Annotated in this window: 27 protein-coding genes and 1 pseudogene; 9 read left to right on the forward strand and 19 right to left on the reverse strand. The window is 53.7% G+C overall.

Features of this window, described 5'->3' with window-relative positions:
• Positions 1 to 214: 214 nt before the first annotated feature.
• The 7 genes from otnC to AB1E33_RS19370 are packed head-to-tail and all read right to left on the reverse strand — an operon-like array spanning position 215 to position 6,595.
• The gene (gene otnC / locus AB1E33_RS19340; protein ID WP_085823627.1) at positions 215 to 856 is read right to left on the reverse strand and encodes a 3-oxo-tetronate 4-phosphate decarboxylase; all 642 of its coding nucleotides are present in this window, start codon (positions 854 to 856) and stop codon (positions 215 to 217) included.
• Positions 853 to 2,130 carry a 3-oxo-tetronate kinase gene (otnK, locus tag AB1E33_RS19345; RefSeq protein ID WP_372578911.1) on the reverse strand — a complete coding sequence of 426 codons (1,278 nt, stop codon included), beginning with the start codon at positions 2,128 to 2,130 and terminating at the stop codon, positions 853 to 855. Before otnK ends, otnC begins: the two co-directional genes overlap by 4 nt.
• Positions 2,127 to 2,924, reverse strand: coding sequence for an N-acyl homoserine lactonase family protein (locus AB1E33_RS19350; RefSeq protein ID WP_372578912.1), 798 nt, complete (start codon positions 2,922 to 2,924; stop codon positions 2,127 to 2,129). Before AB1E33_RS19350 ends, otnK begins: the two co-directional genes overlap by 4 nt.
• Entirely contained in the window at positions 2,921 to 3,208 is a 288-nt protein-coding gene (locus AB1E33_RS19355) for a putative quinol monooxygenase (RefSeq protein WP_085823624.1), read from the reverse strand. Before AB1E33_RS19355 ends, AB1E33_RS19350 begins: the two co-directional genes overlap by 4 nt.
• On the reverse strand, positions 3,208 to 4,719 hold the full coding sequence (locus AB1E33_RS19360; RefSeq protein ID WP_085823623.1) for a tripartite tricarboxylate transporter permease: 1,512 nt from the start codon (positions 4,717 to 4,719) through the stop codon (positions 3,208 to 3,210). Before AB1E33_RS19360 ends, AB1E33_RS19355 begins: the two co-directional genes overlap by 1 nt.
• Before the next feature lie 4 nt (positions 4,720 to 4,723).
• Positions 4,724 to 5,473, reverse strand: coding sequence for a hypothetical protein (locus AB1E33_RS19365; RefSeq protein WP_085823622.1), 750 nt, complete (start codon positions 5,471 to 5,473; stop codon positions 4,724 to 4,726).
• Between the two features lie 57 nt (positions 5,474 to 5,530).
• Positions 5,531 to 6,595, reverse strand: coding sequence for a Bug family tripartite tricarboxylate transporter substrate binding protein (locus tag AB1E33_RS19370; protein WP_372578913.1), 1,065 nt, complete (start codon positions 6,593 to 6,595; stop codon positions 5,531 to 5,533).
• A gap of 79 nt (positions 6,596 to 6,674) precedes the next feature.
• Between AB1E33_RS19370 and AB1E33_RS19375 the strand changes: the two genes are divergently transcribed.
• The 5 genes from AB1E33_RS19375 (at position 6,675) to AB1E33_RS19395 (ending at position 11,220) form a co-directional block, all read left to right on the forward strand.
• The gene (locus AB1E33_RS19375) at positions 6,675 to 7,763 is read left to right on the forward strand and encodes an isocitrate/isopropylmalate dehydrogenase family protein (RefSeq protein ID WP_085823620.1); all 1,089 of its coding nucleotides are present in this window, start codon (positions 6,675 to 6,677) and stop codon (positions 7,761 to 7,763) included.
• Complete coding sequence (locus AB1E33_RS19380; protein WP_372578914.1) at positions 7,760 to 8,791, forward strand: Gfo/Idh/MocA family protein; 1,032 nt, start codon at positions 7,760 to 7,762, stop codon at positions 8,789 to 8,791. The genes AB1E33_RS19375 and AB1E33_RS19380 overlap by 4 nt, the downstream gene beginning before the upstream one ends.
• The gene (locus tag AB1E33_RS19385; RefSeq protein WP_143534918.1) at positions 8,788 to 9,465 is read left to right on the forward strand and encodes a GntR family transcriptional regulator; all 678 of its coding nucleotides are present in this window, start codon (positions 8,788 to 8,790) and stop codon (positions 9,463 to 9,465) included. Before AB1E33_RS19380 ends, AB1E33_RS19385 begins: the two co-directional genes overlap by 4 nt.
• 215 nt (positions 9,466 to 9,680) lie before the next feature.
• A complete protein-coding gene (locus AB1E33_RS19390; protein WP_372578915.1) occupies positions 9,681 to 10,781 on the forward strand; it encodes an Acg family FMN-binding oxidoreductase in 1,101 nt (366 codons plus the stop codon).
• Complete coding sequence (locus AB1E33_RS19395) at positions 10,771 to 11,220, forward strand: MarR family winged helix-turn-helix transcriptional regulator (protein ID WP_085823617.1); 450 nt, start codon at positions 10,771 to 10,773, stop codon at positions 11,218 to 11,220. The genes AB1E33_RS19390 and AB1E33_RS19395 overlap by 11 nt, the downstream gene beginning before the upstream one ends.
• 37 nt (positions 11,221 to 11,257) lie before the next feature.
• On the opposite strand, the gene AB1E33_RS19400 is transcribed toward AB1E33_RS19395, so the two are convergent.
• The 8 genes from AB1E33_RS19400 to AB1E33_RS19435 all read right to left on the reverse strand — a co-directional run bounded on the left by AB1E33_RS19400 (position 11,258) and on the right by AB1E33_RS19435 (position 16,731).
• Entirely contained in the window at positions 11,258 to 12,025 is a 768-nt protein-coding gene (locus tag AB1E33_RS19400; RefSeq protein ID WP_372578916.1) for a YjiK family protein, read from the reverse strand.
• A gap of 794 nt (positions 12,026 to 12,819) precedes the next feature.
• A complete protein-coding gene (locus AB1E33_RS19405) occupies positions 12,820 to 13,320 on the reverse strand; it encodes a CIA30 family protein (protein ID WP_372578917.1) in 501 nt (166 codons plus the stop codon).
• A gap of 65 nt (positions 13,321 to 13,385) precedes the next feature.
• Positions 13,386 to 13,838 (reverse strand): TspO/MBR family protein, encoded by a 453-nt coding sequence (locus AB1E33_RS19410; RefSeq protein ID WP_085823615.1) that lies wholly within the window; start codon positions 13,836 to 13,838, stop codon positions 13,386 to 13,388.
• 13 nt (positions 13,839 to 13,851) lie between these two features.
• Positions 13,852 to 14,355, reverse strand: a complete 504-nt coding sequence (locus AB1E33_RS19415) for an aggregation factor core (RefSeq protein ID WP_372578918.1) — start codon at positions 14,353 to 14,355, stop codon at positions 13,852 to 13,854.
• 136 nt (positions 14,356 to 14,491) lie between these two features.
• Positions 14,492 to 14,875 (reverse strand): nuclear transport factor 2 family protein, encoded by a 384-nt coding sequence (locus AB1E33_RS19420; RefSeq protein WP_372578919.1) that lies wholly within the window; start codon positions 14,873 to 14,875, stop codon positions 14,492 to 14,494.
• Positions 14,876 to 15,019: 144 nt separating this feature from the next.
• The gene (locus tag AB1E33_RS19425; protein WP_085823612.1) at positions 15,020 to 15,400 is read right to left on the reverse strand and encodes a VOC family protein; all 381 of its coding nucleotides are present in this window, start codon (positions 15,398 to 15,400) and stop codon (positions 15,020 to 15,022) included.
• Positions 15,401 to 16,414 (reverse strand): zinc-binding alcohol dehydrogenase family protein, encoded by a 1,014-nt coding sequence (locus AB1E33_RS19430; protein ID WP_085823611.1) that lies wholly within the window; start codon positions 16,412 to 16,414, stop codon positions 15,401 to 15,403.
• Positions 16,415 to 16,440: 26 nt separating this feature from the next.
• On the reverse strand, positions 16,441 to 16,731 hold the full coding sequence (locus AB1E33_RS19435; protein WP_085823610.1) for a putative quinol monooxygenase: 291 nt from the start codon (positions 16,729 to 16,731) through the stop codon (positions 16,441 to 16,443).
• A gap of 104 nt (positions 16,732 to 16,835) precedes the next feature.
• Here AB1E33_RS19435 and AB1E33_RS19440 point away from each other — a divergent pair, with 104 nt between their 5' ends.
• Complete coding sequence (locus AB1E33_RS19440; protein ID WP_085823609.1) at positions 16,836 to 17,723, forward strand: LysR family transcriptional regulator; 888 nt, start codon at positions 16,836 to 16,838, stop codon at positions 17,721 to 17,723.
• Positions 17,724 to 17,769: 46 nt separating this feature from the next.
• On the opposite strand, the gene AB1E33_RS19445 is transcribed toward AB1E33_RS19440, so the two are convergent.
• Together AB1E33_RS19445 and AB1E33_RS19450 are read right to left on the reverse strand one after the other, a co-directional pair.
• A complete protein-coding gene (locus tag AB1E33_RS19445; RefSeq protein WP_372578920.1) occupies positions 17,770 to 18,282 on the reverse strand; it encodes a DUF6653 family protein in 513 nt (170 codons plus the stop codon).
• 139 nt (positions 18,283 to 18,421) lie between these two features.
• A complete protein-coding gene (locus tag AB1E33_RS19450; RefSeq protein ID WP_372578921.1) occupies positions 18,422 to 19,318 on the reverse strand; it encodes a LysR family transcriptional regulator in 897 nt (298 codons plus the stop codon).
• A gap of 93 nt (positions 19,319 to 19,411) precedes the next feature.
• Here AB1E33_RS19450 and AB1E33_RS19455 point away from each other — a divergent pair, with 93 nt between their 5' ends.
• Positions 19,412 to 20,149: an SDR family oxidoreductase gene (locus tag AB1E33_RS19455; protein ID WP_372578922.1), complete on the forward strand. Its 738-nt coding sequence runs from the start codon at positions 19,412 to 19,414 to the stop codon at positions 20,147 to 20,149.
• A gap of 63 nt (positions 20,150 to 20,212) precedes the next feature.
• Positions 20,213 to 20,386: pseudogene (locus AB1E33_RS19460) on the forward strand (tautomerase family protein); the annotation flags it as partial.
• 61 nt (positions 20,387 to 20,447) lie between these two features.
• Here the strand turns inward: AB1E33_RS19460 and AB1E33_RS19465 are convergent.
• Positions 20,448 to 21,353, reverse strand: a complete 906-nt coding sequence (locus AB1E33_RS19465) for an AraC family transcriptional regulator (RefSeq protein WP_372578923.1) — start codon at positions 21,351 to 21,353, stop codon at positions 20,448 to 20,450.
• Between the two features lie 95 nt (positions 21,354 to 21,448).
• Between AB1E33_RS19465 and AB1E33_RS19470 the strand changes: the two genes are divergently transcribed.
• A complete protein-coding gene (locus AB1E33_RS19470; protein WP_372578924.1) occupies positions 21,449 to 22,198 on the forward strand; it encodes an SDR family oxidoreductase in 750 nt (249 codons plus the stop codon).
• Positions 22,199 to 22,268: 70 nt separating this feature from the next.
• On the opposite strand, the gene AB1E33_RS19475 is transcribed toward AB1E33_RS19470, so the two are convergent.
• Positions 22,269 to 23,111, reverse strand: a complete 843-nt coding sequence (locus AB1E33_RS19475) for a methylenetetrahydrofolate reductase (protein ID WP_372578925.1) — start codon at positions 23,109 to 23,111, stop codon at positions 22,269 to 22,271.
• Positions 23,112 to 23,156 lie beyond the last annotated feature (45 nt).

Below are 23,156 nucleotides of genomic sequence, written 5' to 3' on the forward strand. Positions count from 1 at the left end.
CAAAACTGACCACACAGACCGCGAACGATTGTGGGTGTCGCGAACGATTATGGGCGATCCTACAAAACCTGTAGGGACGCGCATAACGCTGCGCTTTTGCTATTGATTTCAATCATTAAATTCAGATGTTCTTGCCCATAACTTTGCGTGGTATTTGCTCATAATTTTGCACGATTTGCCCAAAAGTTTGCAGACTCCCCCTATCGGTGTCCGATTAAATCCTTCCGTAAGTCTCTTTGAGTTCTGCGACTTTTTCAGCATCCAAAAGGCGGGTTGGCAGGCCGCGCAAAGCCACTAGTAGCTTGGCTGTTTCTTCCAACTCTTCTGCCGCGCAAACCGCTGAGAAGAGGTCCTTTCCCGAAACGACGGGGCCGTGATTGGCCAACAGAACCGCACTATATTTGCCGCCCAGTTCGCGGATCAAATCACCGGACTTCGGGTCGCCCGGCTTTACGTATGGAACCAGTTTGACCGTGCCAACGCGCATGACCACATACGGCGTCAGCGGTGGAATACAGTCATTGGGATCGGTGTCTTCCAGACACGACAGTGCGGTCGCCCAGGTCGAATGCAGATGCACCACTGCACCAGCTTCCGGCCGCGTCTCATAGAAGGCTTGGTGCAGAAAGACCTCCTTGGTCGGCTTGTCTCCGGAGACGTGGTTGCCATCCAAATCAATCTTGGCAATTCGCTCAGGGTCAACATTGCCCAAAGTCGAGTTGGTGGGTGTCATAAGGATGCCGTCATGCAGACGGGCAGAGACATTACCCGCAGTGCCAACGGAAAAGCCACGCACAAACAGCGATGCACACAGTTCCGACATCTGCTGTCGTAAAGCCAATTCTTCAGAACTCATTTTCCAGCCTCCATCATTCTGAGGGCCTTCGCGAAAAAATCCGGAGCGCCAAAGTTTCCAGATTTCAAAGCCAGCGCTATGGGTTCAGATTTCCCAACGCTCAGGACCGGCACGCCCGGGTCAATCTCTGGCCCAATTGACATGGCCGGTGACCCCAGTGCCTCAGAGACAGCCTTGGCGACAGCTCCCGACGTCTCTCCTCCTGCCACCACAATGCGCTTGTACCCCGTTTCGGCAAGTTCTCGTGCTACATCTGCAAAGAGATTGTCCAGTTTTTCCGCCACAACTTCCTGACCGAATTGACTTTGGATCGCGCGAACATCATCCGGGCTTCCCGATGAATACACGAGCGGAGCCTGACCCGAATGCGCTTCAAAAAATTCCAGAAGCATTTGCGTGGTCACATCCCCGGACATGACACCCGGAACATCAATGGCGAAAGTCGGATGGGATTCCGCATGAACATCGATCTGCCCGCGGGTCGCACCTGAACAAGAACCCGCAAGGATCGCGGCAGGCCCTGCGATACCAGTGAACACACTGCCAGCACTTTTGGGTGAAGTCCCTCTCAAGAAGTTTCTGGGGAGCCCCAGTGCTATCCCCGAACCCCCGGTTATGAGCTTGGCGTCTTTAAGAGCCTCGCCCCAGGCCAACAAATCTTCATCCGAAATCGCATCGCCAATTACAAATCGTTCGTCGGCCTTCTGCAAAGCAGCAGCAATTGCCTCTGAACCTTGCTTCACAGTGTCAATTGGCACCAACCCAACCGCTTCTTCAGTCTGATAATGCAACCATCGCCTGATGTTGGCATCCGTCATCGGAGTAAGAGGGTGGTTTTCCATCCCAGACTCGTTCAACAGCTTGCCGAGCACAAAAAGATGGCCCTGAAAAACCGTACGCCCCGTGGTGGGAAAGGCCGGACAGAAAACCACCTTTTGCGCACTCAGTTCATTGGCCAACGCTTCCGCAACGGGGCCGATGTTCCCTTCTTTAGTGGAATCGAATGTCGAGCAATATTTAAAAATGAACTGCTGGCATCCTTGATCCTTAAGCCACCGCAGGGCCCGCAAGCTGTCCGCAACAGCTTCTTCGACAGGTGCAGTGCGGCTTTTAAGTGAGATCACACCCGCTTCGATCTCTTTGTCGGCTGGGGCAGTCGGAGTACCCGGAAACTGCGCCGTTTGTAATCCGCCTTCCGGTTCAACGCCCTTTGCCAGAGTGTTCGCAATATCGCTCGCACCGGTAAAGTCGTCCGCTATGACGCCGATCTTCATAATTTGATGTCCCTGGTTGGCCCGGGATCCAGCCTATGGATATGCGGTGCCGCTCCGACAGGAAAAACCTCACGCACAAGTGGATCATGGCCGGGCACGATAAGTCGAGGATGCGAGGCCAACCTCTCGAGCGTCTTAAATCCATCCATCATGTCCTGCAGGTCGACGACGATGGGAAAGGCTTTGCGCGCCATGAAATTCTCATAGTAATGCGAGGCGTCAGAGGCGAGCACCATCCACCCGGCTTCCGTCCTTACGCGAACGCATTGCAACCCTCGCGAATGCCCACCAATGCAGTGCACCGTGACCCCATCTATAATCTCGGCTTCTCCATCGTAGAACACGACCTTCCCTGAATAGAGACGCTTTACGACCTCGCAAATATGGCCCGCCGTGAAAGGTGCACGCAAATGGTCGTGGCACATGCAGGGGCCTGTGGCGAAGGCCATCTCCGCCGATTGCATATGCAACTTCGCGTTCGGGAACATATGCAGCCCCCCCGCGTGGTCATAATGAAGATGGGTCACGATGATGTCTGTCACCGCTTCCGGCATGATATCCAAGGGGCGCAGAGCCTCGCGTGGGTCCATCGCAATAGGACGACCACGGGCGGCGGCCTCATCGGAGTCGTAGCCGGTATCGACCAGAATGACTTCGTTGCCGCGCTTCAATACCCAAACGAAATAGTCCATCGCGTGAGGTGCGTCGTGATTGTCATCCAAGATGAAGCTGTCGCGTCGAGTGCGGGCATTGCGATCCGCATACTTGACGGCGTGAATCTCCCAATCGTTCATCGGATGACCTCGAAATACTGGTGAACTGTCTTCGTGGCGATCATATCAGCCACAGCCGCATCGAAGGATTTGAAATGCGCGCTTTCCAGGTGGGCGGAGAACGCCACGCTATCATCATAAACCTCATAGAGAAAAACTGTCTCGGGATTGCCGCCGAGGCAAACGTCAAACTGCTGGCATCCGGGTTCTTCACACAAAGAGGTCGAAGCGTTTTCGACCATCAGCGGCAAAAAGGTGTCTCTCGTACCGGGCTTGAGAGTGAAGGTGACAGTAACCACAAACATCAGACGGAAAGTCCTTTCAGACGTGAGAAAGCGCGCTTCGCAACGGGCAGTTGGCTGAGGATCAGGCCAATGTTGAGCACCAGCAGAATGGCCGCACCGGGCCGCGAAAAGAAGACCGAAAGATCCCCATCTGACAAGAACAGCGACCGGCGGAATGTTTCGTCAAACAGGCTGCCCAGAATAACCCCGATAACCAATGGCGCGATTGGGTATTTCATCAGGTTCATGAAATAGGCAACGGCGCCGACGCCAAGCATCAGGTAAAGATCATTGATGCCACCACCGACGCTGAAAGACCCAATTGTTGTTAGAACCATCACAACCGGCAAGAAGATAGTCTGCGGAATGGCGAGTATTCTGATGAAAACCCGAGCAGTGAACAGGCCCATCAAGAACATTGTCAGGGAGGCCAACACAAGTATTGCAACCACGCGCAGAATGATCTCGGGGTCTATCGTGGGCCCCGGGATCACGTTGTTGATCTTGAAAGCCCCCATCAAAGCCGCGGCGGGTGGTGAACCGGGAATGCCCAACACCAAAAGCGGGATTAGCGCGCCCCCAATGCAGGCGTTGTTTGCTGTTTCAGAGCACAGCAGGCCTTCCAATGACCCTTTTCCAAACTTGTCGCCCTCGGCAGATACGGTCTTGCCGACACCGTAGCTAACCCAACCGGCGACATCTTCGCCAACTCCGGGAAGTGCTCCTACCCCTGTCCCAATCACTCCTGACCGGCCGATGGTTGGCAGGTAGCGTCGAATAGATCGAAGGTTTGGAAGAATACGGCCTTTCAGGGCCAGAATTTTTCCAGCCTCAACATGCCTCAAACCCTCGATGATTTGGGGGATCGCAAAGGCCCCCATCAAAACCGGCACGACCTGAAATCCGCTCATCAGGTAAGACCAGCCGAAGGTATAGCGCGGCTCAGACAACAGAGGGTCGAGTCCCACCATGGACATCGCAAGCCCGATCAGACCGGCGATCCATCCCTTAATCACCAGGTCTTCGCTCATCAAAGTGCCAGAAAGCAGAATGCCGAACAGGGCCAGCAGTGCTTTCTCCGGGCTTGCGATGTTTTTTGAAACCAAAAGCAACGCCCAGACAAAGATCAAAAGCGTGATGGTCCCGATAACTGTACCAATGAAACTGGCCGTTGTGGTCAGCCCTAGTGCTTCGCCCCCTCGACCCGCTTTGGCCAGAGGGTATCCATCCATAGCCGTCGCCGCACTGGCCGCCGTGCCCGGAATGTTCAGCAGGATTGACGGATAAGAGCCACCGTAAATCGCGCCGACATAGGCCCCGAGCAAAGCGATGAGCGAATAGTCCAATGGGATCTTGTTGCCGAAGAAACCCGTCAGGATCGTCACTGCCAGCGTTGCGGTCAGGCCGGGCAATGCGCCGAACGTGATGCCCAAGAACACGGATGCGATCAAATACAGATAGGTCAGCGGGTCTACTGCCAGGCCCACGAATGCGGCCCCAAATCCAGCCAGTTGCGAAAGGATAAAGTCCATCCGGTCAATCTTTCCATAGCGGACGAAGCGTCACGTAGTAGTGGTATTCGATTTGCTTGAAGATCAGCCCCCCGCGCGCGGGCACGTTCTGGCGGAAAACAAAGGCCATCGCGCAAACCAGAATGAACGGGGCCAATATCGCGATTAGTGGCACGAACCTCAAAACGGGCTCAGAGGACGCTTTGGTCAACACCACAAGTGTGAGCGAGACCCATAGAGCCAGTGTAAACCAATCATCACCGTGCGCGTTCCAGTCCGCCTGCGCGGGAAAAACAGCAAACGCAAAAAGCCCAGCAGAGACAACTGCGATACAAGCAACCAAAGCACGCCGCGCATGGCCGCCGTAGTAGCCATAAGTCAGAGCTGTAATCAGCAACCCAGAACACAGAATGAAGTCTACTCTGGGAACGAGCCCCACGACGTATGCAAGAAGGATCAGGCCTATTGTTGAAGCTCGATAGGCTTCCGACTTATCCCATCCGATCCCCAAAGCAGTGAGCGCGTTTTGGGCACCACCTGAGCGGATTGAAATAGCCAGCAAAACGAAAGACAAGCTAAGCAATCCACCGAAGATGAACAGCGGTACAATTGCAGCCGAGTTGTACCAATCCGATCCACTTACACCTGCGCGGTTTTCGCCCCAAAGCGGAATGTCCGACGTCTTCCAAAGAAAAAAGACGGACACTGTTATAAGAACAATTGCTGCCCAAAAGTCGCGCGACCGCATGACCAGTGTTTCGTCAGGTTTGTCCATTGCCTGCCTCCTGAGGGAAAGGGCGCGATCAAGCGCGCCCTTTCAAAATTGATCGGATTAGGGCTGCGCGATACCCAGCGAGGCCGGATCCACTGTGGCAGCGCCAAGGTCTTGCAAGGTATAGGCAAAAGTAGCCTCGAGGTTCGCAAACAGTTCTTGAGCTTCTTCACCGTGTTGACCACCGACATCGTAATTGTTTGCCGCGGCCCATTCGGCGACGGTGTCGGAGGCAATAGCTTGCTCGAAGGCATCACCAAGCGCGGCCTTTACATCGTCCCCGGCTGAACTGTGGACTGCAAACCCGATGGCCTGTTTGAGCGGCAAATACTGATCGAGACCGTCATAGATGCCAAAGGCAGAAGGTACTGTTGCCCCTGCAATCTGCGCATCTTCGGGCGTCAACATCGCGAGCGGTTTAAGTTGACCGCCTTCAATCAACGGAGCCTGTTCAGCCAGCGACGTCACAACCAACGCAACTTCACCCGCTATCGCTGCTTCCTGCCCGGGCGCTGAGCCTTTGTATGGAACAAACTTGAACTCTGCACCGGACCCTTTTTCGATGGCTAGAAGATTCAAGTGATGGATCGAACCTGCGCCGGAAGCCGCCGCAGGAATTGTGCCAGGAGCAGCTTTCGCAGCGTCGACCAGTTCTTCCAGCGTATTGTAAGGGCTGTCCGCCGGGACCGAGATCAGATCAGGTGATCCACCAACAATGAACGGATACCAAAAATCAAATTTCTTATCCCAACCACCCTGCACAGCAGCGGTGACGTTAGACTCTGACAGACCAACCAATGTATAGCCATCGTCTGGTTGGTTCATCACGTAAACCATACCGTTGGAGCCTGCGACACCACCTGTTTGATTGATCACATTGATCGAGACCGGAAGGTGTTTTTCCATCTCGGCCATGATCATTCGGTTGATCGTGTCCGTGCCACCACCGGCCCCCCAGACCACAGCTGTGGTGATATCACGATAGGGATAATCCTGCGCAGCAGCTGCCCCTGTAATCCCGGTCGCCATCACGGCTGCAGCCGCCAACCGCCCTAGATTTTGTTTCATTTCCAAGTCCTCCCAAAACAACTTCGCGATTATTATTGCATTTATTTGCGTATACATTAAAGAATGCATTGTCAACGTACTGTAGTGGAAGCTGCTATCGCGCTATGAATGCGAAACGGGAAGGAAACGGGCCAAGATGAATAAGATGTACGATGTTGCGGTGTTCCACGGGGACGGGATCGGCCCGGAAATTATGACCCCTACGCTTGAAATCCTGCGCCAGCTCTCGGGCAACAATCCCAGCTACGAGCTGGCGTTTACAGACGCGCCGGCAGGCGCAGGCCACTACGCCAAAACTGGAGAATCGTTTCCGGCTGGATCACTCGAAACCGCACGCAATGCGGACGCAATTCTGCTGTCTGCAATGGGCTTGCCGGATGTTCGTTACCCTGACGGAACCGAGATTTCACCGCAGATCGATCTGCGAAAGAAACTGGGACTTTTCGCTGGTGTACGACCAGTAAAGGTAAGCAGCGGACAAATGACCCCCTTGGCGCTGCCCCCCGGAAAAGAGATCGACTTTGTCTTGATACGCGAAAGCACAGAAGGACTGTTCTTCACCCAAGGCGCTGGCGAAGTTACCGAACACGAAGCACGAGAAACTCTGCTGATCACTCGTGAGGTGTCCGAAAAACTGTTCCGTTTCGCGTTTGAACTCGCCAAGAACCGCAAGGCATCCGGTCGCGGCCAAGGACGGGTTACATGTGTCGACAAAGCCAATGTTTTCAGGGCCTTTGCATTCTTCAGATCTATCTTTGACGTGGAGGCCGCACGCCATCCCGATTTGAAAGCTGACCATGCCTATGTTGATGCCACCGCTCTATGGATGGTCCAAAAGCCTTGGGAATTCGATGTTTTGGTGACTGAGAACATGTTCGGAGACATCCTCTCCGACCTTGGTGCGGGTCTCATGGGCGGTCTTGGACTGGCGCCATCAGCGGATATCGGGTTGAACCACGCTGTTTTCCAACCCTGCCATGGTTCCGCTCCGGACATTGCGGGACGGGGTATTGCTAACCCTTTTGCGATGATCCTGTCCGCAGCAATGATGCTTGAATGGTTGGGGTTGATCCATGATCACACAGGCCTGTCCAACGACGGTGAACGATTGCGTGAAGCCGTGGAAGAGGTGACTGCGAACGGACAGAACCTGACGCGCGACCTAGGTGGCACCGCCGGAACGCAGGACGCAGCCTCATCGGTATTGGAAGCACTTTTGGCATGAATACTCACCAAACCGTCAGAGTCGCGTGTGTGGGTGCGGGGTACTTCAGCAGGTTCCACTACGAAAGCTGGTCCCGAATGCCCGGAGCGGTTCCGATTGCATCCTGCAACCGTGATATCAGCAAGGCGAAAGAAACAGGATTGGCCGCTTACGATGATCTGTCAAGAATGTTGGAGGCGGAAGAACCAGATCTCGTGGACATCATCCTTCCACCTGTGGCGCAGGTCGACGCCATCCGAACGGCACTGCGGTTTGGTATCAAGTGGTTGATCTGCCAAAAGCCATTTTGCCTGTCTCTGGATGAAGCGGAGAAGATCGTCTCCGAGGCTGAGGCGGTAGGCGCAACTATTGTCGTGCATGAAAATTTTCGCTTTCAGCCCTGGTATCGTGCGATCAAAGTGGCGATGACCGAGGGTCGAATCGGAACACCTCTACAAGCGACTTTCCGGCTTCGACCGGGCGACGGACAGGGACCACGAGCCTACCTTGACCGGCAGCCGTACTTTCAGGACATGCCACGTTTTCTGGTTCATGAAACAGCGGTTCACTGGGTAGACACGTTCCGGTTTCTATTCGATGCGCCCAGCGCAGTTTATGCGGACTTGCGCCAAATTAACCCCGTTATCGCGGGCGAGGACGCAGGTTACATCCTGTTTGACCACCCCAACGGTTTGAAAGCTCTGTTCGATGGCAACAGATGCCTTGACCACAGCGCCGAAAACCTGCGTCAGACCATGGGCGAAGCGCTCATCGAAGGATCGGAAGGATCACTGGTTCTTAACGGCGACGGTTCAGTAGAACTCCGTTTTTTTGGAAAACAGGAGCGACAGCAGATTCTACCTCCAAGCGATCATGATGGATTTGGAGGAGACTGCGTCCACGCCTTGCAAAGTCACGTCGTTTCAGGCCTTCTAAGAGGCACGCCGTTGGAGAACACGGCTCGAGACTATTTGGACGTGATCCGCATCGAAGAAAGCATCTATCTCTCGGCTGCGGAGGGACGAAAGATCAACCTGGAGACGCCGTGAAGGATCAGGACGCAAAAACTCTTTCCAATACGCAACGCGCTGTTAGGGATTTGCGACAGATGATCCTGTCTGGCGAACTTGCAGCCGGGACTGACCATCTGGAGTCGGAACTCGCCGAGACCCTTGGCATGTCCCGCACCCCGATACGGGAAGCTGCGCTGATGTTGGAAAGTAAGGGGTTGCTGGAAATGCGGCCCCGCAAAGGTGTGCGGATACTGCCTGTTTCATCAGATGATATGCGTGAAATCTACGACATCCTGACGGAACTCGAGAGTCTCGCAGCACAGCGCGCTGCCGAAGCGGGTTATTCAGAAGATGAACTGGCGGTCCTTGCTGGATCAATTGCAAAGATGGACCAAGCCATCGAGGCCGAAGACCTTGAAGCCTGGGCCGAGGCCGACGAGTTGTTTCACCAGGAGCTCGTTCGGTTGGGCGGCAACAAACGAGTCGAAGCGATTGTCGCCATGATGAGCGACCAGGTACGTCGCGCGCGCGCAACGACGTTGTTCATCAGGCCCCTGCCCGTCAAATCCAATGAAGATCACCGGGTTGTTTTCCAAGCGATTAGTGAAAGTCGACCGGATGTCGCCCGTGAACGTCATCGAGAACACAGGCTGCAAGCACAGGCTATGCTTTGCGGGATACTCGAAAAGCATCGGCTCACCAGCCTCTGATCTTCTCGTGTCCGGTCGTTAATCGCCTAAAATAACTGCCTATTTTCGGCATTAAAGGCGCTCCGAATACTTGTCTCCCACGGCAGTCCACGGTTGCGTCCGGCTGCTCTGATTTACTTTTTTTCAAGTCACTCATCCAATCACCGCATCGACTGGGGTTGAAGTAGTACGATTTCGTATTATTTAGTTTGATATCGTACTATTGGAGAGTCAAAATGCCAAACAGAAGACGTTTTCTAAAAGTTCTAGGCGGAGGCACGATTTTGGCGGCAACGGGTGCGGTTGGGTTCCTCGCTACACGCACGCCGCATGACGCGCTGGCTCCGTGGACGCCAAAACCGTATGACGACCCTCGCAAAGCCGCTTTGTCCTACGCAATTCTCGCCCCCAATCCACACAATTTGCAACCTTGGCTGGTCGAGTTGGTTGGACAAGGCAAGGTGCGCATCCACCGCGATACAGATCGCGAGCTTCCGGAAACCGATCCTTACCACCGCCAGCTCTATATTGGCCTCGGCGCATTTGTTGAGACGATGATTCTGGCAGCAGGTGCTCTCGGGTTTGATACCGAGGTCAAGTTACTGCCAGATGGGGATGACGGACCTATTGCAGAAGCAGTGTTTGTTCCTGGCGGAGCACCCGATCCACTATCAGATCAAATCCTCAAACGGCATTCCAACAAAGAACCGTACACTGAACAGCGGCTGTCCAAGGCGGAATCGTCGGTCCTTGAAAACTATGCCACTCTGATTTCCGATGAGGATATAGTGGCACGTGTTCGAGACCTTACGAAACGCGCTTTTGAAATCGAAATGCGAACGCCGCAGACGCTGAAAGAATCCGTCGACCTGATGCGGATCGGGAAAGCAGAAATCAACGCCAACCCAGACGGGATTGAATTACGCGATCCCATGCTGGAAACACTGCGACTTACCGGTCTATTGGACAATGAGACCCTGATGAATGTTGATCACCCAGGCACTCAGTCACACATGCGAGGCTACTTCGCCATGCTAGACGCGACGCCGCAATACGCAGTCCTCACGACAGCCACAAATACGCGAAGCGATCAACTCGATGCCGGACGTCAATTGATGCGTTTCTACCTAAAGACAACCGAAATGGGACTAGGCGTTCATCCGGTCAGTCAGGCACTTCAGGAATATCCTGAGATGGCCAACGAATACGCTCTGGCGCATGAGCTTCTTGCGTCACCGGGCCACACGGTGCAAATGTTGTTGCGTTTGGGGTATGGTCCCGAGCCAATTGCCACCCCCCGCTGGCCGCTGGAGACACGAATTCTGAATGAAGCCTGAAGATGCGACCAACGAAGTCTACCGGTTCTTCACCGAGGTCGGGATCATCAATCAGTTGATCTCGACCCAGCTAGAAGCGTTCCTTCCCGGTAGAATGACAGCGACACAATTTGGAATATTGGGCCATCTGGTTCGGCGCCCCGAGGGAGAGACTCCACTGCAACTCTCGAACGCGTTCCAGGTGCCCAAGACATCGATGACGCATATGCTCGCCAGCCTTGAAAATCATAACTTGATCACTCTTGAGACCAACCCCAAGGACAAGCGTTCGAAAATTGCCCGATCAACGCCGCAAGGCGTGGAGTTTTTGAAAGCTTGTATGGAGCGGATGTCGGAAGCCCTGGCTCCAGTTTTGTCCGAACTCGGGCCCGAACCGTTCAATAGGTCTTTACCCAATTTGACTCTCATACGTGAAACTCTAGACAAAGAGCGCAACTAGCCGAAACCTGCGTCGCCCCAAGCAAGCAGCCAAATTCTCAAAAGATCATACAATCCGCGCCCGGAGGCAGCGGCGGCGATCCTTCAGGCAAGGTGGGTGTGTAGTCAAATGTCACGATCTTCGCGCCACCGTCGAATGCAACGAACAGTTGGTTGGACCCCGGCCTAATGGCGATGCCTTCCGGGTCGGTTCCGAACTCCAACAACTTTTGCTGGGCGAGCAATTGGCCATCTGCCGTGAACTCATACAGGCTGTTTGACCCTTCCCAGTCATCAACGATCAACATGTGACCGGTGCGTGGGTCAATCGCGATGCCCTGTGCCTCGCTTAAGGGGGGAGACAGCTCCATGGTATCCAACCTCGCCGTTAAAGCACCCTCTGAAGTGAACCAAGACAACCGTTCCGGGTCATCTTCTACGGTCACGATCTGCCCCTTGGCATTGATCGCGATCCCTTCGGTATCCGCAAATCCACCTTCAAGTTCAAAGGGTGCTCCTAAAGTGGCTCCTTCCTTCGTGACACGTTGGAGGCTGCCAAGACCGTCGCCTACCAACAAGTGATCCCCTTCGATAGCAATTGCTTTGATACGGAAGAGATCGCTGGATATGCGGCGCAACTCATCACCTTGCAATGTAACGAGAACGGCCTCGGGTCCCTCGTTCGCAATCCACAACCCACAAAAGGTCGGATCGTAGTCAAGACTTGCGGGTTGATTGAGTTCATAACGCCCTGTTTCGCGAAGCTGCAAAGCCGTGGCCGGGGTCGACACAGCAAAAATCAATAAGGCGGTGGTCCTCACAAACACTCAGGATGCTCCCAAAACTGAGTTAGAAAGGTGGGGCAGTGACGTGACGGGTCAATACAAAGAACGATTGATCTCCTAACAACAGAGGCCATCACATTGCCTGGTCAGAGAGACGGAGAACGCCAAGAATCGGCGCAATGTTGCGTGAGTTGAAACTTCCAGCGATGCAAACCAAGGTGAAGAATTGGCGCAGCTTCTTGAATCGCAGCGAAACCCGAGGTTCCGCGTCGCGCAACAACTATCAAAGAGTCTGTCGCGTCACCACTCCCGGCGCTGAGTGTTCCTCGGCTTTGGTGTTACCAATTGCAGAGTTCGATCTGATTTACACAAACTCACAGAAAGTTTGGTGTTGTGCCCGAAACGCTCAAGCTTCAGCGATCATCGTGCCCCAGCTAGAAAAGCCACTCTCTGTCTCACAGATAATCGTCTCTGCCCCGGTTACCGCATCGTTCCCAAAGTAGCACTCCGCAAACGCACCAGTGCCAACAAATGATAGGGTCAGGGCAACAAGGCCCAAAGCTGCAATCCTCTTCATGATACTCACTCCCTTTGATAAGCGTCATGTGGGAGTTGTTTTTTGCCGAAAGTACTTTGCTTTGATTAAGTATTTTTAACTTAAGACTGCCAGACGAGTTGTCTCTTCAGAAAGCAGCCTACTCTGAATGTTCGCTCAGAAAAGACAGGTTCAGCATCTAAAAAGAAGAAACTGCACATCCGCATTCAGGAACTGACGGAAGAAGAAATACCGGCGTTGCAGACCTATATGAAGAACACAGCCCTCTCTTGGTAGACTTTCAGTAGAAACCAATCTCGCTGACATCTACACGGGCCTCGTGATCGCGCCCGTAGGCTACAACTCCAACTGAGGTGATTTCGTCAGCAACGGGAATAGCGCGCAACATGGCACCTGAAGCCTTGAAGCCTGACAAAGGTAAAGAGACTTCGGTCCATTTGTCAGAAGTTGCGAACTCGGCCTGATAGTATTGCCACGGAAGCACCGTGCCACGCGTCCTGAGGTGAACAAAGTACTGTTCGCCGTTGCCCCGCACCAATAGCTTGATGCCCGATACACTTGCATCTGGCCTGTCCGGCAACTTGCGTCGGAACTGGATGAAGCCGCCGTTGTTTTCTGTGCTGACGGTTCCGGTCAACCGCGCGAATGCATCATTACCTTCCGAACTAAACTGCACCTGCCCTGAGGAAACTCCTCCCATGACGGTGTCGGCAACGTAGTCCCAACGCGTCTCCGGAGACTCGGAGAAGTCTTCTGCAAGATTTTCACTAGCCAGTGCCATTGTAGATCCGATGATAAAAAGACTTGAAACAAGCCCAGCGAAGTTTCCACGCATATCGTTCTTTCTCAGTTCAGTATCGCGATAGAAAAGTTCAAGGCCGTGGCAAATGCGACCCACGCAAAGTACGGCAGGAAAGCTAGTGCGGAAACCCGATCTGAATTCCTGACCCGAGCGATGAACATGACGATTACAGCCAACAACGCGACAATGATCACAAGAGCAAACCACGGCAGTTGCAGTACGAAAAAGGTTGGGGACCACAAAAAGTTCAGACCCATCTGCGCCCACCACAGCTTCATGGCAGTCGAGCTTCGGTCTGCTTCGAACTGGCGCCAACCCGCAATGGCGATCAACACATAAAGAACCGTCCAGACCGGACCAAATATCCAATTTGGTGGATTGAAAGCCGGTTTAGAAAGCTGAGCATACCAATCGCCAGGTGCGGTCAGTGTCCCGATCAGGATGCCGCCTCCCAACATGAGCGCAAGAAATGCTACGCGGATCAACAAATTCGACATTGCGGGACTGCTTTCAGCAACCCGTGGTCGTCACGTTGACAAGCGCTTCGGATGAGAAGGTTGCAATACTGGTCTTATCCGCATCGGAATATGACACCGTGGCGCCTTCGATCTCCGACCCTGTTACGGTGATTTCGCGTTGCCCGATGGTGTCGTCTACATCGATGGTAAAGGCGAGTTTGTCCCCGGCTGGAAGGGAGGCGATCTCAAGTTCAATTGAATCTTGCCCGTCCACGACCGCTGGAATTTGCCGCAGAGCATCCGCACCCTCTACGAATTCGAGAGGTTGGAATACCTCTACGCCCGCACCTTTTTCGGTAACGTCGAAAACCAATCGTCCGGCAGATTGCGACAAGTCGATTTTGAGGGTCGAGGCATCTACTTCGCACGCTCCGACATTTGTCAGAACAAAACGGTCCTTGGGTGCGCCTTCTATGAAGCGAATTTGTACACCAGCTTGAAGCGAAGTAGCTGCAAGCAATCCAAGGGTCGCGGCAAGAATACTCTTCGAGAGCATATTTATCTCCTTTCTAAAAGGTTCTTGATAGATACGCTTCGGCGGGATTCTTGGATCAGACTTACGCCCTTTGACTATCGTGGCTCAGCCGAAAGGAGTCTTCAAAGTTCCATGCACCGTAGTCAGAACGGTTAAGTTAAAACATGCCATTGTCATTCGCGCTGTTTGCTGGAATTTCCTGAAGAACATCCCAGTGCTCGACAACCTTACCATCAGCATCCAGGCGAAAAATATCGATCCCTGCGTACTCGAGACCATCGGGCCAGATTTGGTGGCAATGCAGAATAACGTGATCGTCTTCAGCAAAGGCACGTTTGATGTCCACACGCTTTCCCGGGTATTCGGCGGCCATGCGCTCGAAGTACTCGACAAAGGCTTGCTTGCCATCGCCAACATGCGGGTTGTGCTGCGTATAGGATTCACCAACAAAGGTCGCTATGGCCTCGGCAGGTCGACACTCGTTGAACATCATTTCGTAGAAAGCGATGACGTTTTTCTTGTTTGTTTCGAGGTCCGGCATGCTGATCTCCAAGTCGACGTTTGCACCTCCCTAAAATGTTGACCCGCGTAGTTCTAGGAAGCAACCCGGCAAGGATCTCAATCCCTAATCGACAAGAAGTTGCGAGCTTGATTTTGCGTTCCATCTATTTCGTTGGTTAGCAACTCACTCGCCTTCCTCGAAGTCAATATGAATATGATTTCCATCAGGATCGGCCACATGGATTTGGACCATTCGAGCCCCTGGGACGTCAGTTTTGCGGTACTGGATTTGACTCGAGATCAGTTTTTCTTCGAATGCGCTCAGCCCCGTGGCTGAGAGCGCAAAATGCTCGAGCTTAAGCCTCACTTCGGAGCCGACATTTGGCGTGCCTTCGTGACCCACAAGGTGAACCACGGCGTGATCACCCGCATACAACCAAGCCCCGGGAAACGGAAAATCAGGGCGGGCCCCAGGTTTCAAACCCAAGACCTCTTCATACCAAGTAGCCATTTCAGACAACTTAGTTGTTACGATGTTCACATGATCTAGCCGCTCAATTCTCATCTAAAAACCCTCAAGCACAAGCTTACCTTTGGCCTTGCCGCTTTCGAGGATAGCATGCGCTTTCATTAAGTTTGCAGCATTGATTGTACCAAGTGTATCGGTTGCTGTGGATCTGATCTTTCCATCGTCTATCAACCCGGCAACCTGATTCAGGATTTCGCTTTGACGGTTCATATCTCCAGTCCCAAAAAGCGACCGAGTGTACATGAACTCCCAATGCAATGAGATCGATTTGGGTTTGAATGGCGCGATGTCAAAGGTCTCAGGATCATCGATCAACCCAAACCGACCTTGAGGTGTCATCACCTCTCCGGCTTGAGACGCATAAAGCTGGGAATGGCTCGTTGAATAGATGAAATCCACGCTTTCGATACCGAGAGCCCCGAGTTGTGCGCCAAAAGGTTCCGCATGGTTTATGACATGGTGTGCGCCAAGCTCTTGAACCCAGTCTTGTGTCTCGGGTCGGGACGCCGTCGCTATCACTGTCAATTCAGTGAGAGCCCGGGCCAATTGAATGGTGATTGACCCGACACCGCCTGCGCCACCTATAACCAGCAACGTATTTGTCCCGCCGGGAACGGCATCATGGACTCGCAAGCGGTCGAACAGCATCTCAAAGGCAGTAAGCGTCGTTAGCGGCATCGCCGCAGCTGCTTTTGCAGGTATGGATTTTGGCGCGGCTCCGACAATACGTTCATCAACCAGATGAAACTCAGCATTGGTTCCCGGTCTGTTTATCGCCCCGGCATACCAAACTGTATCTCCCGGACTGAAAGTCTCAACCGTTTCGCCAACTGCTTCGACGATCCCTACTGCGTCCCACCCCAGAATATCTGGTGCTGCACCTGCAGGAGCTCGTTTTTGACGAATTTTCGTATCGACTGGGTTCACTGACACGGCCTGCACCTTGATCAACAAGTCGTGCCCCTTCGGCGTCGGTCTGTCGGTATCGAAGTCGATTAAGGCATCCGCCCGATCAATCGACCCTGTCTCACGGTATCCCACGGCTTTCATAACGTGCTCCTTTGTCCGGTTCTGTATCAACCGATGACTGTCATCTCATTCAACGTGAACTCTGCAACGGCGCCCTCTGTTGCTTCCAGGTAAGCCGCAAGGTGCTGAGCACCCATGTGGCTTTGCCAAAGCTCTCGGCTTTCCCAATTTTCGTAGAACACAAAATGAGCCGGGTTGTCGTTGTCCTGGTGCAGGTCATAGTTAATGCAACCCTCTTCGGCACGGGTTATGTCGATGAGCTTGATGAGCTCGGCCTTTACGAGGTCAATCTTGTCGGGGTTGGCTTTGATGTTGGCGACGATTGTCAGCTTGGCCATTGAAATAGGTCCCTTGTGTATTTCAGCGATGTGCTGGATTTACGCCGCAATCTTTTCGGGATAAACGGGGTAGGATCGGACATATAATCCGGAATTTCCGTTTAATGCTTCTTGACAACCTTCGCCTCTTCCTGACCATCGCCGAGAAAGGCAGCCTTGTAGCAGCAGCCCGAGAGACAGGGATGTCGAGCACAACTGTCTCCGAACGGCTCGCTGCGCTGGAAACACACTACGGTGTGGTATTGTTCAACCGAACGACACGCTCAATCAGCCTGACCGAAGAGGGTCGGGTTCTGGTCGATGGCGCCAAGAGCGTTCTCAGTGAAGTCACAGACCTCGACACCCGCATTCGCCACGGTGCCGAAACCCTTTCTGGCCTGATCCGCGTCAGTGCGCCAATCGATTTAGGTCGTGGAGTCGTTTCTGATGTAATCGCCGAATTCACCGAAGAGAACCCGGCTGTGTCCATAGAACTGTCGCTATCCGATGGCTATGTCGACCTCGTAGGTCAGGGTTTTGACCTGGCTGTTCGGTTTGGGGACATCACCGACAGCGCGCTCCGAATACGTAACCTCGGGAGCTACCAGCGGTTCGTCTGCGCAGCACCCATCTATCTGGCGTCGTACGGAGCACCGGAACGGCCCGAAGATCTCGCAAATCATAACTGCCTGGTAATGCGTTTTGGTGGTTCGCTCGATAACGTTTGGGAGTTCGGCGCAGGCGCTGAGCGTCAGCTTATCCCAGTCAAGGGAAACCGAATTGTAAATGATGGCTCGCTTATCCGCAGTTGGGCTCTGGCAGGCCATGGCATTGTGCTGAAATCGGAACTGGATGTTGGCGAAGATGTCAGAACCGGAAAGCTGGTAGCCCTGTTAGGTGACTTCCTCCCACCGCCCAAGCCGCTACAAATGATGTTCCCACCCAGCCGAGCCCAACCTCGACGCGTGGCAGCGTTCGCACAGCATCTACGCCGCAAGATGGGTGCGATATAACCCAGACCGGAACAGGCAGCTACAGATTATTCCGGGGGTCAATTCTTCAGCGCGCAGTTTCAAGATCACTCAACGACCCACCGCCCCGTTGGAAATCGCGCCAGACCCAGACCATTCGATCCACAAACCACATTTTGCCGCCTGAGATCATAACAATGCCAAGACACGTGAACCCGATATCAAACTTCCACAGCCCATAAGCGAAGGGTACGAGACCCAACCCGCTTCCTACAGCCAGTGCTTTGGCAATTCTCTTGTGATGCACTGAAACCGTGTCGCGGTGCCGCAGCCACACGCGTTCACCTAGCACGCCTTGCGCCGACCAGCTGTCAAAGTTTTTGGGTTGTGGAAACACGCGCGGGTTCAACCAGATCCAGACGAGAACGAAAGCCATGGCTCCCCATGCCCAGCCGCCCACCCAGGGGCGGCTCCAGATTGCCACAGCCAAGAGCGGCAGTGGCGTCAACACACGAGTCCAGACCGACCATGGATTGGCATGACGCAGCCAAACCTCGTCTTTCATCCCCATAAGACGCTCGGAAAACCGAACTATATCCATACGTTCAACTCCGAAGATCAGCACGCGTGTCGGCGTGTTTGCATATTCAAAACGTCTCTCGAACTGTTTTCGCTACCGCCGACGAGTTGTGTCGGTTCCATTCTAGACAATGCGACCCGAGACACCGATACAGACGTTATCAAGGCGCGGCCTTCTCGAATATTTCTATTACCCAATCGAGAAAGACTCGTACACGAGGTGAAAGCTGTCTGCTTTGGGGATAATATGCGGCCAGCGCTATTGGCGGTGGTGGCGCATTTGGCAAGACTTCGACCAGTCGCCCAGCATCAAGGTCTGTGAGAAACCGGTACTTAGGCGCCTGGGCGATGCCAAACCCTTCTCTGACCAAATGGTGTACAGTGTCGGCGTCATTTGCGGTGACCAATGCCGGCAACATTACTTCCTCAAACTGTTCTCCTACCTTAAACTCCAGTGGCATGGCGGTGCCGGTGCGCGAGGATAGAAAGCCAACCATTCGGTGATCTTTCAGATCGTTCACCGACATGGGAGTGCCAAACTTGGCCAGATACTCCGGGCTTGCACAGGTGATCTCCGGAAGGTCTGCCAGGTGTCTTGTGATCATTCCGCTATCATCAGGAATTCCGGCACGGATGACGCAATCAACGCCCTCGCGCACCAGATCCACCAGGCGCTCTGTCTGACCGAGTTGAAGGGTGATCTTGGGGTATTTCGCAAGGAAATCAGCCAGGTGAGGTAGCAGGAATACCCTTGTCAGAGTGCCAGGGGCATCAATGCGCAGCAAACCTGAGGGCTCGTGCCCGCGCAGTGCACCTTCAGCCTCCTCTAGATCAGCCAAAATGGACGCGCATCTTTGGTAATAGGCCTGCCCATCTGGCGTTGGAGCCACGTGGCGTGTCGTGCGATCCAGTAGCCGACTACCAAGGTCACGCTCTAGTCTCTGAATGGCTTCGCTTGCAGTGGACCGGGGAATGTTCAGGTCAGCAGCTGCCTGTGTGAAGCTACCGCGTTCCAGCACCCGAACAAACAGTCGCATGGTTTCAAGTCTATCGATCATTGTTCGCTTTTACCGAATTGTCATTCCAAAACAAGCTAGATTATCTGGCCCATCTCCCCGTCTATCTTCGCTTCAAACAGAAAGGAGATTGACATGTTACACGAACAACGAACGGCTATTGTAACCGGCGCCAGCAAAGGGATTGGTGCAGCTATCGCACTCCGCCTGGCTCAGGATGGCCATGCAATCATTGCCAATTACGCGAGTGATGAGGTTGGAGCGAACGAGATTGTAGACGCTATCAAAAAAGCTGGCGGCCAAGCAATCGCAGTTCAGGGTGACATCTCCGACGCATCTTGCATGCCACGATTGTTCGATGCGGCTGATCAGGAATTTGGCTCCGTCGATGTTCTGGTCAACAACGCGGGTATTATGCGCCTGAGTGCAGTTGCATCTACATCTGATGCTGACTTTGAGGCTCACTGCGCCATCAACATTGGCGGTGTCTTTCGCGGCATGCGCGAGGCTGCCAACCGCATGAATGAAGGCGGTGCGATCATTAGCCTGTCCTCCAGTGTAGTTGGACTCTATCAGCCGACATACGGGGTCTATGCGGCGACAAAAGCTGCGGTGGAAGCGATGACCCATGTGCTGGCCAAAGAACTGGGCTCACGTGACATCACCGTGAATGCCGTAGCGCCTGGGCCGGTTGGGACCGACCTTTTTATCACAGGAAAGCCCGAAGGGGTGATTGAGAGTATCAAAGAAATGAACCCATTTGGTCGACTCGGAACGCCCGAAGACATTGCAGCCGCGGTTTCGCTTCTGGTCGGACCTGATGGCCGCTGGATCAGTGGTCAAACACTGCGTGCCAATGGCGGAATCGTCTAAATCTTCTCACGAAAGGAAATCGCAATGCCATTTGCCTACTACTAACTTCCGCAGGCCTCGCTAACAACAGATCAAAAAGAGGACCTGATCCATAAAACGACAGAACTGATGGTCGGCTTCTTTGGAGAGGTGGTGCGCCCGACCACGATGGTCCTGATCGAAGAGGTTGAAGACGGTGGATACGGCCGTGCAGACGAGGTGTTTGTGATGCCGGAAGAGTATCGCGCTAAGGAGTAAGCCAATTCAATCGCAGGGTAGTGTCCCAAAACGCTGTCCTCCACTATGGAACCACGAAAGACTATTGTGTTGCGATTGTCTTCGAATAACGCGCTGGAGGGCATCCTACATAGCGGGAAAATGCGGTGCTGAATGCACTGGAGGACCCATATCCGGTCTGAGCAGAGATTTCGGCAATGCTGAGATCGCCCGCGCGAAGCATGTGCTTTGCCAATGTCATTCGCCAGTTCTGCAAATAGCTCATTGGGGGCATTCCCATGACGCCTTCGAACCGTGTGAAGAATGCAGATCGGGATAGCCCGGCTTCGGTTGCAAGAGCTTGAACAGTCCAGCTGTGAGCCGGAGCCGCGTGCATGGCTCGCAAACTGGGTCCAACCCGCACGTCTGCCAATCCATGCAAAAGGCCAGCAGCCGGGGCCGGGTCCGCGCTAGAGCGGAAGGCCTCGATCAGTAGGACTTGCAACAGATTCTCGACGATCACATCTCGCGCCGGCCTGTTTGCGCGTGCTTCATCGCGAACAAGCCCCGTCAGTGCAGCCAGCCGACCCTCACCGCGAACAAAGATCAGGTCTGGTAGCAATGAGACCAAGAGATCGGCATCCGGGCTGGCAAAGGTGCAGTGTCCTACGAGTTGTTGAACCTCTGGATCCGCATCAGCCGCCCCGAGCCGGAAAATACCGTCTTCGCCCTCCACTGGGTGGTTGACCAAATCAGCAGGTGGTGGAGGATCCATGCTTGAAAAGGTGAAGGACTTAACCGCAGGGATAAGCACAAAGTCACCCGCATTCAAAACCAGTGGTTCTTTCCCTTCGACCTCCAGGCACGCACGTCCGGTAAGAAGTGAGCAGTAGAAGGCCTCGTTTACATCCTCACGATGCACCCGAAATGGTCCCGATGCATGCACCAGTTTGGAATAGGACGCTTTGGGTTGTAGCAGGGTGATGATTTCAGAGAAAGGATCTGCCATTTCGGACCATTGATAAAAAGAAGCGGACTACTGATTATATATAATACTGCCGACGTCGTCTATTTTCAAGGCATCAACAAGTAGGAGACAACGTCATGAAGACCGTATTGATCACAGGATGTTCTTCGGGATTTGGGCTGGAGACTGCGCGCTTCTTTCTCGAACAGGGCTGGTCGGTAATCGCGACAATGCGCAGGCCAGATGAGACCCTTTTGCCGTCCTCGGATCGTTTGACGATCCTGCCATTGGATATCGCGGACAGCGAGAGCATCACAAAGGCAGTGGAAGCTGCTGGCCCCATCGACGCCTTGGTGAACAATGCAGGCGTGGGCTGGCTTTCCCCTTTTGAGGGCACATCAGAAGATAACCTGCGACGGATTTTTGAGACCAACACGTTCGGCACCATGGAAATGGTCCGTGCCGTGCTGCCACAATTGCGCGCTACGGGATCAGGGGTGATCGTGAATGTCTCTTCCAGCGTCACACTCAAACCGCTGCCACTGGCTTCGGTCTACACGGCCAGCAAAGCTGCGGTGAACGCCTTCACCGAATGCCTTTCCTTTGAACTGGCCCCTGTGGGTATTCGGACCCATATCGTTCTACCAGGTCAGGCCCCGACAACGAATTTTGGCAAGAACGCAATGGCAATGATGTCAGAATCCAATGACGCGCCTGAAGACTACAAGCCGTTCGTCGAGCAGACTATGGCCGCCTTCATGAACGCTGAAGGGAAAGAATTCACCTTCTCAGAGGATGTCGTGCAGGCAATCTGGAGAGCCGTCACCGACAGCACATGCCCACTTCGGATCCCTGCCGGAAAGGACTCTGTCGCACTGGCGGCGTGATACCCTCAACAATAAGAAGAAACCCTCTCGAAAAACTAGCATGGCCGACCTCAATGGTCGGCCTTTTGCCTCAGGCCAGCATTTTGCTCGAAGCGCCCCGAACTTGCCGCGCCTTAATCGCAGTAAGCCACTCAACGGCAGCCTTCGTGCCACCAAAGGGATAAAGGTGAACCGCAACATCAGCTAAATTGCGTCGTTGCAGCCCTTGTTCGATCAAGCAGACCAGACGGGAGAAATCGACAATCCCGTCCACGGTGTCACTCACGTTGATCAACCCGCCAGCCGAAACCCCAAATGAGCGTGCAAACCTGAGCAGGAGATCCCTTTTAGTCGGCCCTGGTATCCCAATTTGGATGGTCTGGCTAACACCAACGTTTCGAAGCTGGCTTATCCAGTTGAGAATTCTGATTGGATCATAGGCAAGTTGAGTTGTTATGCTCACGCTGCATCCGTAGGACTCCAAAAGTCTTACCTTCTGCTCCAGTAGGGCCACGTCCGAACGATAACCTATGGCAGCGTTCCCCTCAGGAAAACCCGGCAAGGTGACCCTCTTGATCGCATACTTTTCAATCCACTCCGTTCGAAGGAGATCCATCATGTTGTTGAATGGACCCGACGCATCAGATGGGTCACCGCCAACGACCATGACTTGTCCTTGTGCACCGGCAAACCGGAGTTTTTCGGTCAGGTCAAACAAGTGCTTCTTTGATTGAAGGCGACGAGCAGCAAATATTGGCACCGGCAATAGTCCGACATCGTCGATCCGGCGCACCGTTCGCAACCGGTCGTAATCATCCTCATCGTTCAGCCAGGCCACATTGACAGGGGTTCTCGCAGGAATAAGTGACGCGGCTGATGTGAGATCCGCAATTGTTTTTCCTGTCGCCTCAAGTGAATAGAAATCCAAATCCATCAAGGAAACCATCCTTTGAAAGGGCTGAGAACTCATTGGGAGGGC

It is taken from the genome of Ruegeria hyattellae, assembly GCF_041537925.1.
Taxonomy (GTDB): domain Bacteria; phylum Pseudomonadota; class Alphaproteobacteria; order Rhodobacterales; family Rhodobacteraceae; genus Ruegeria_C.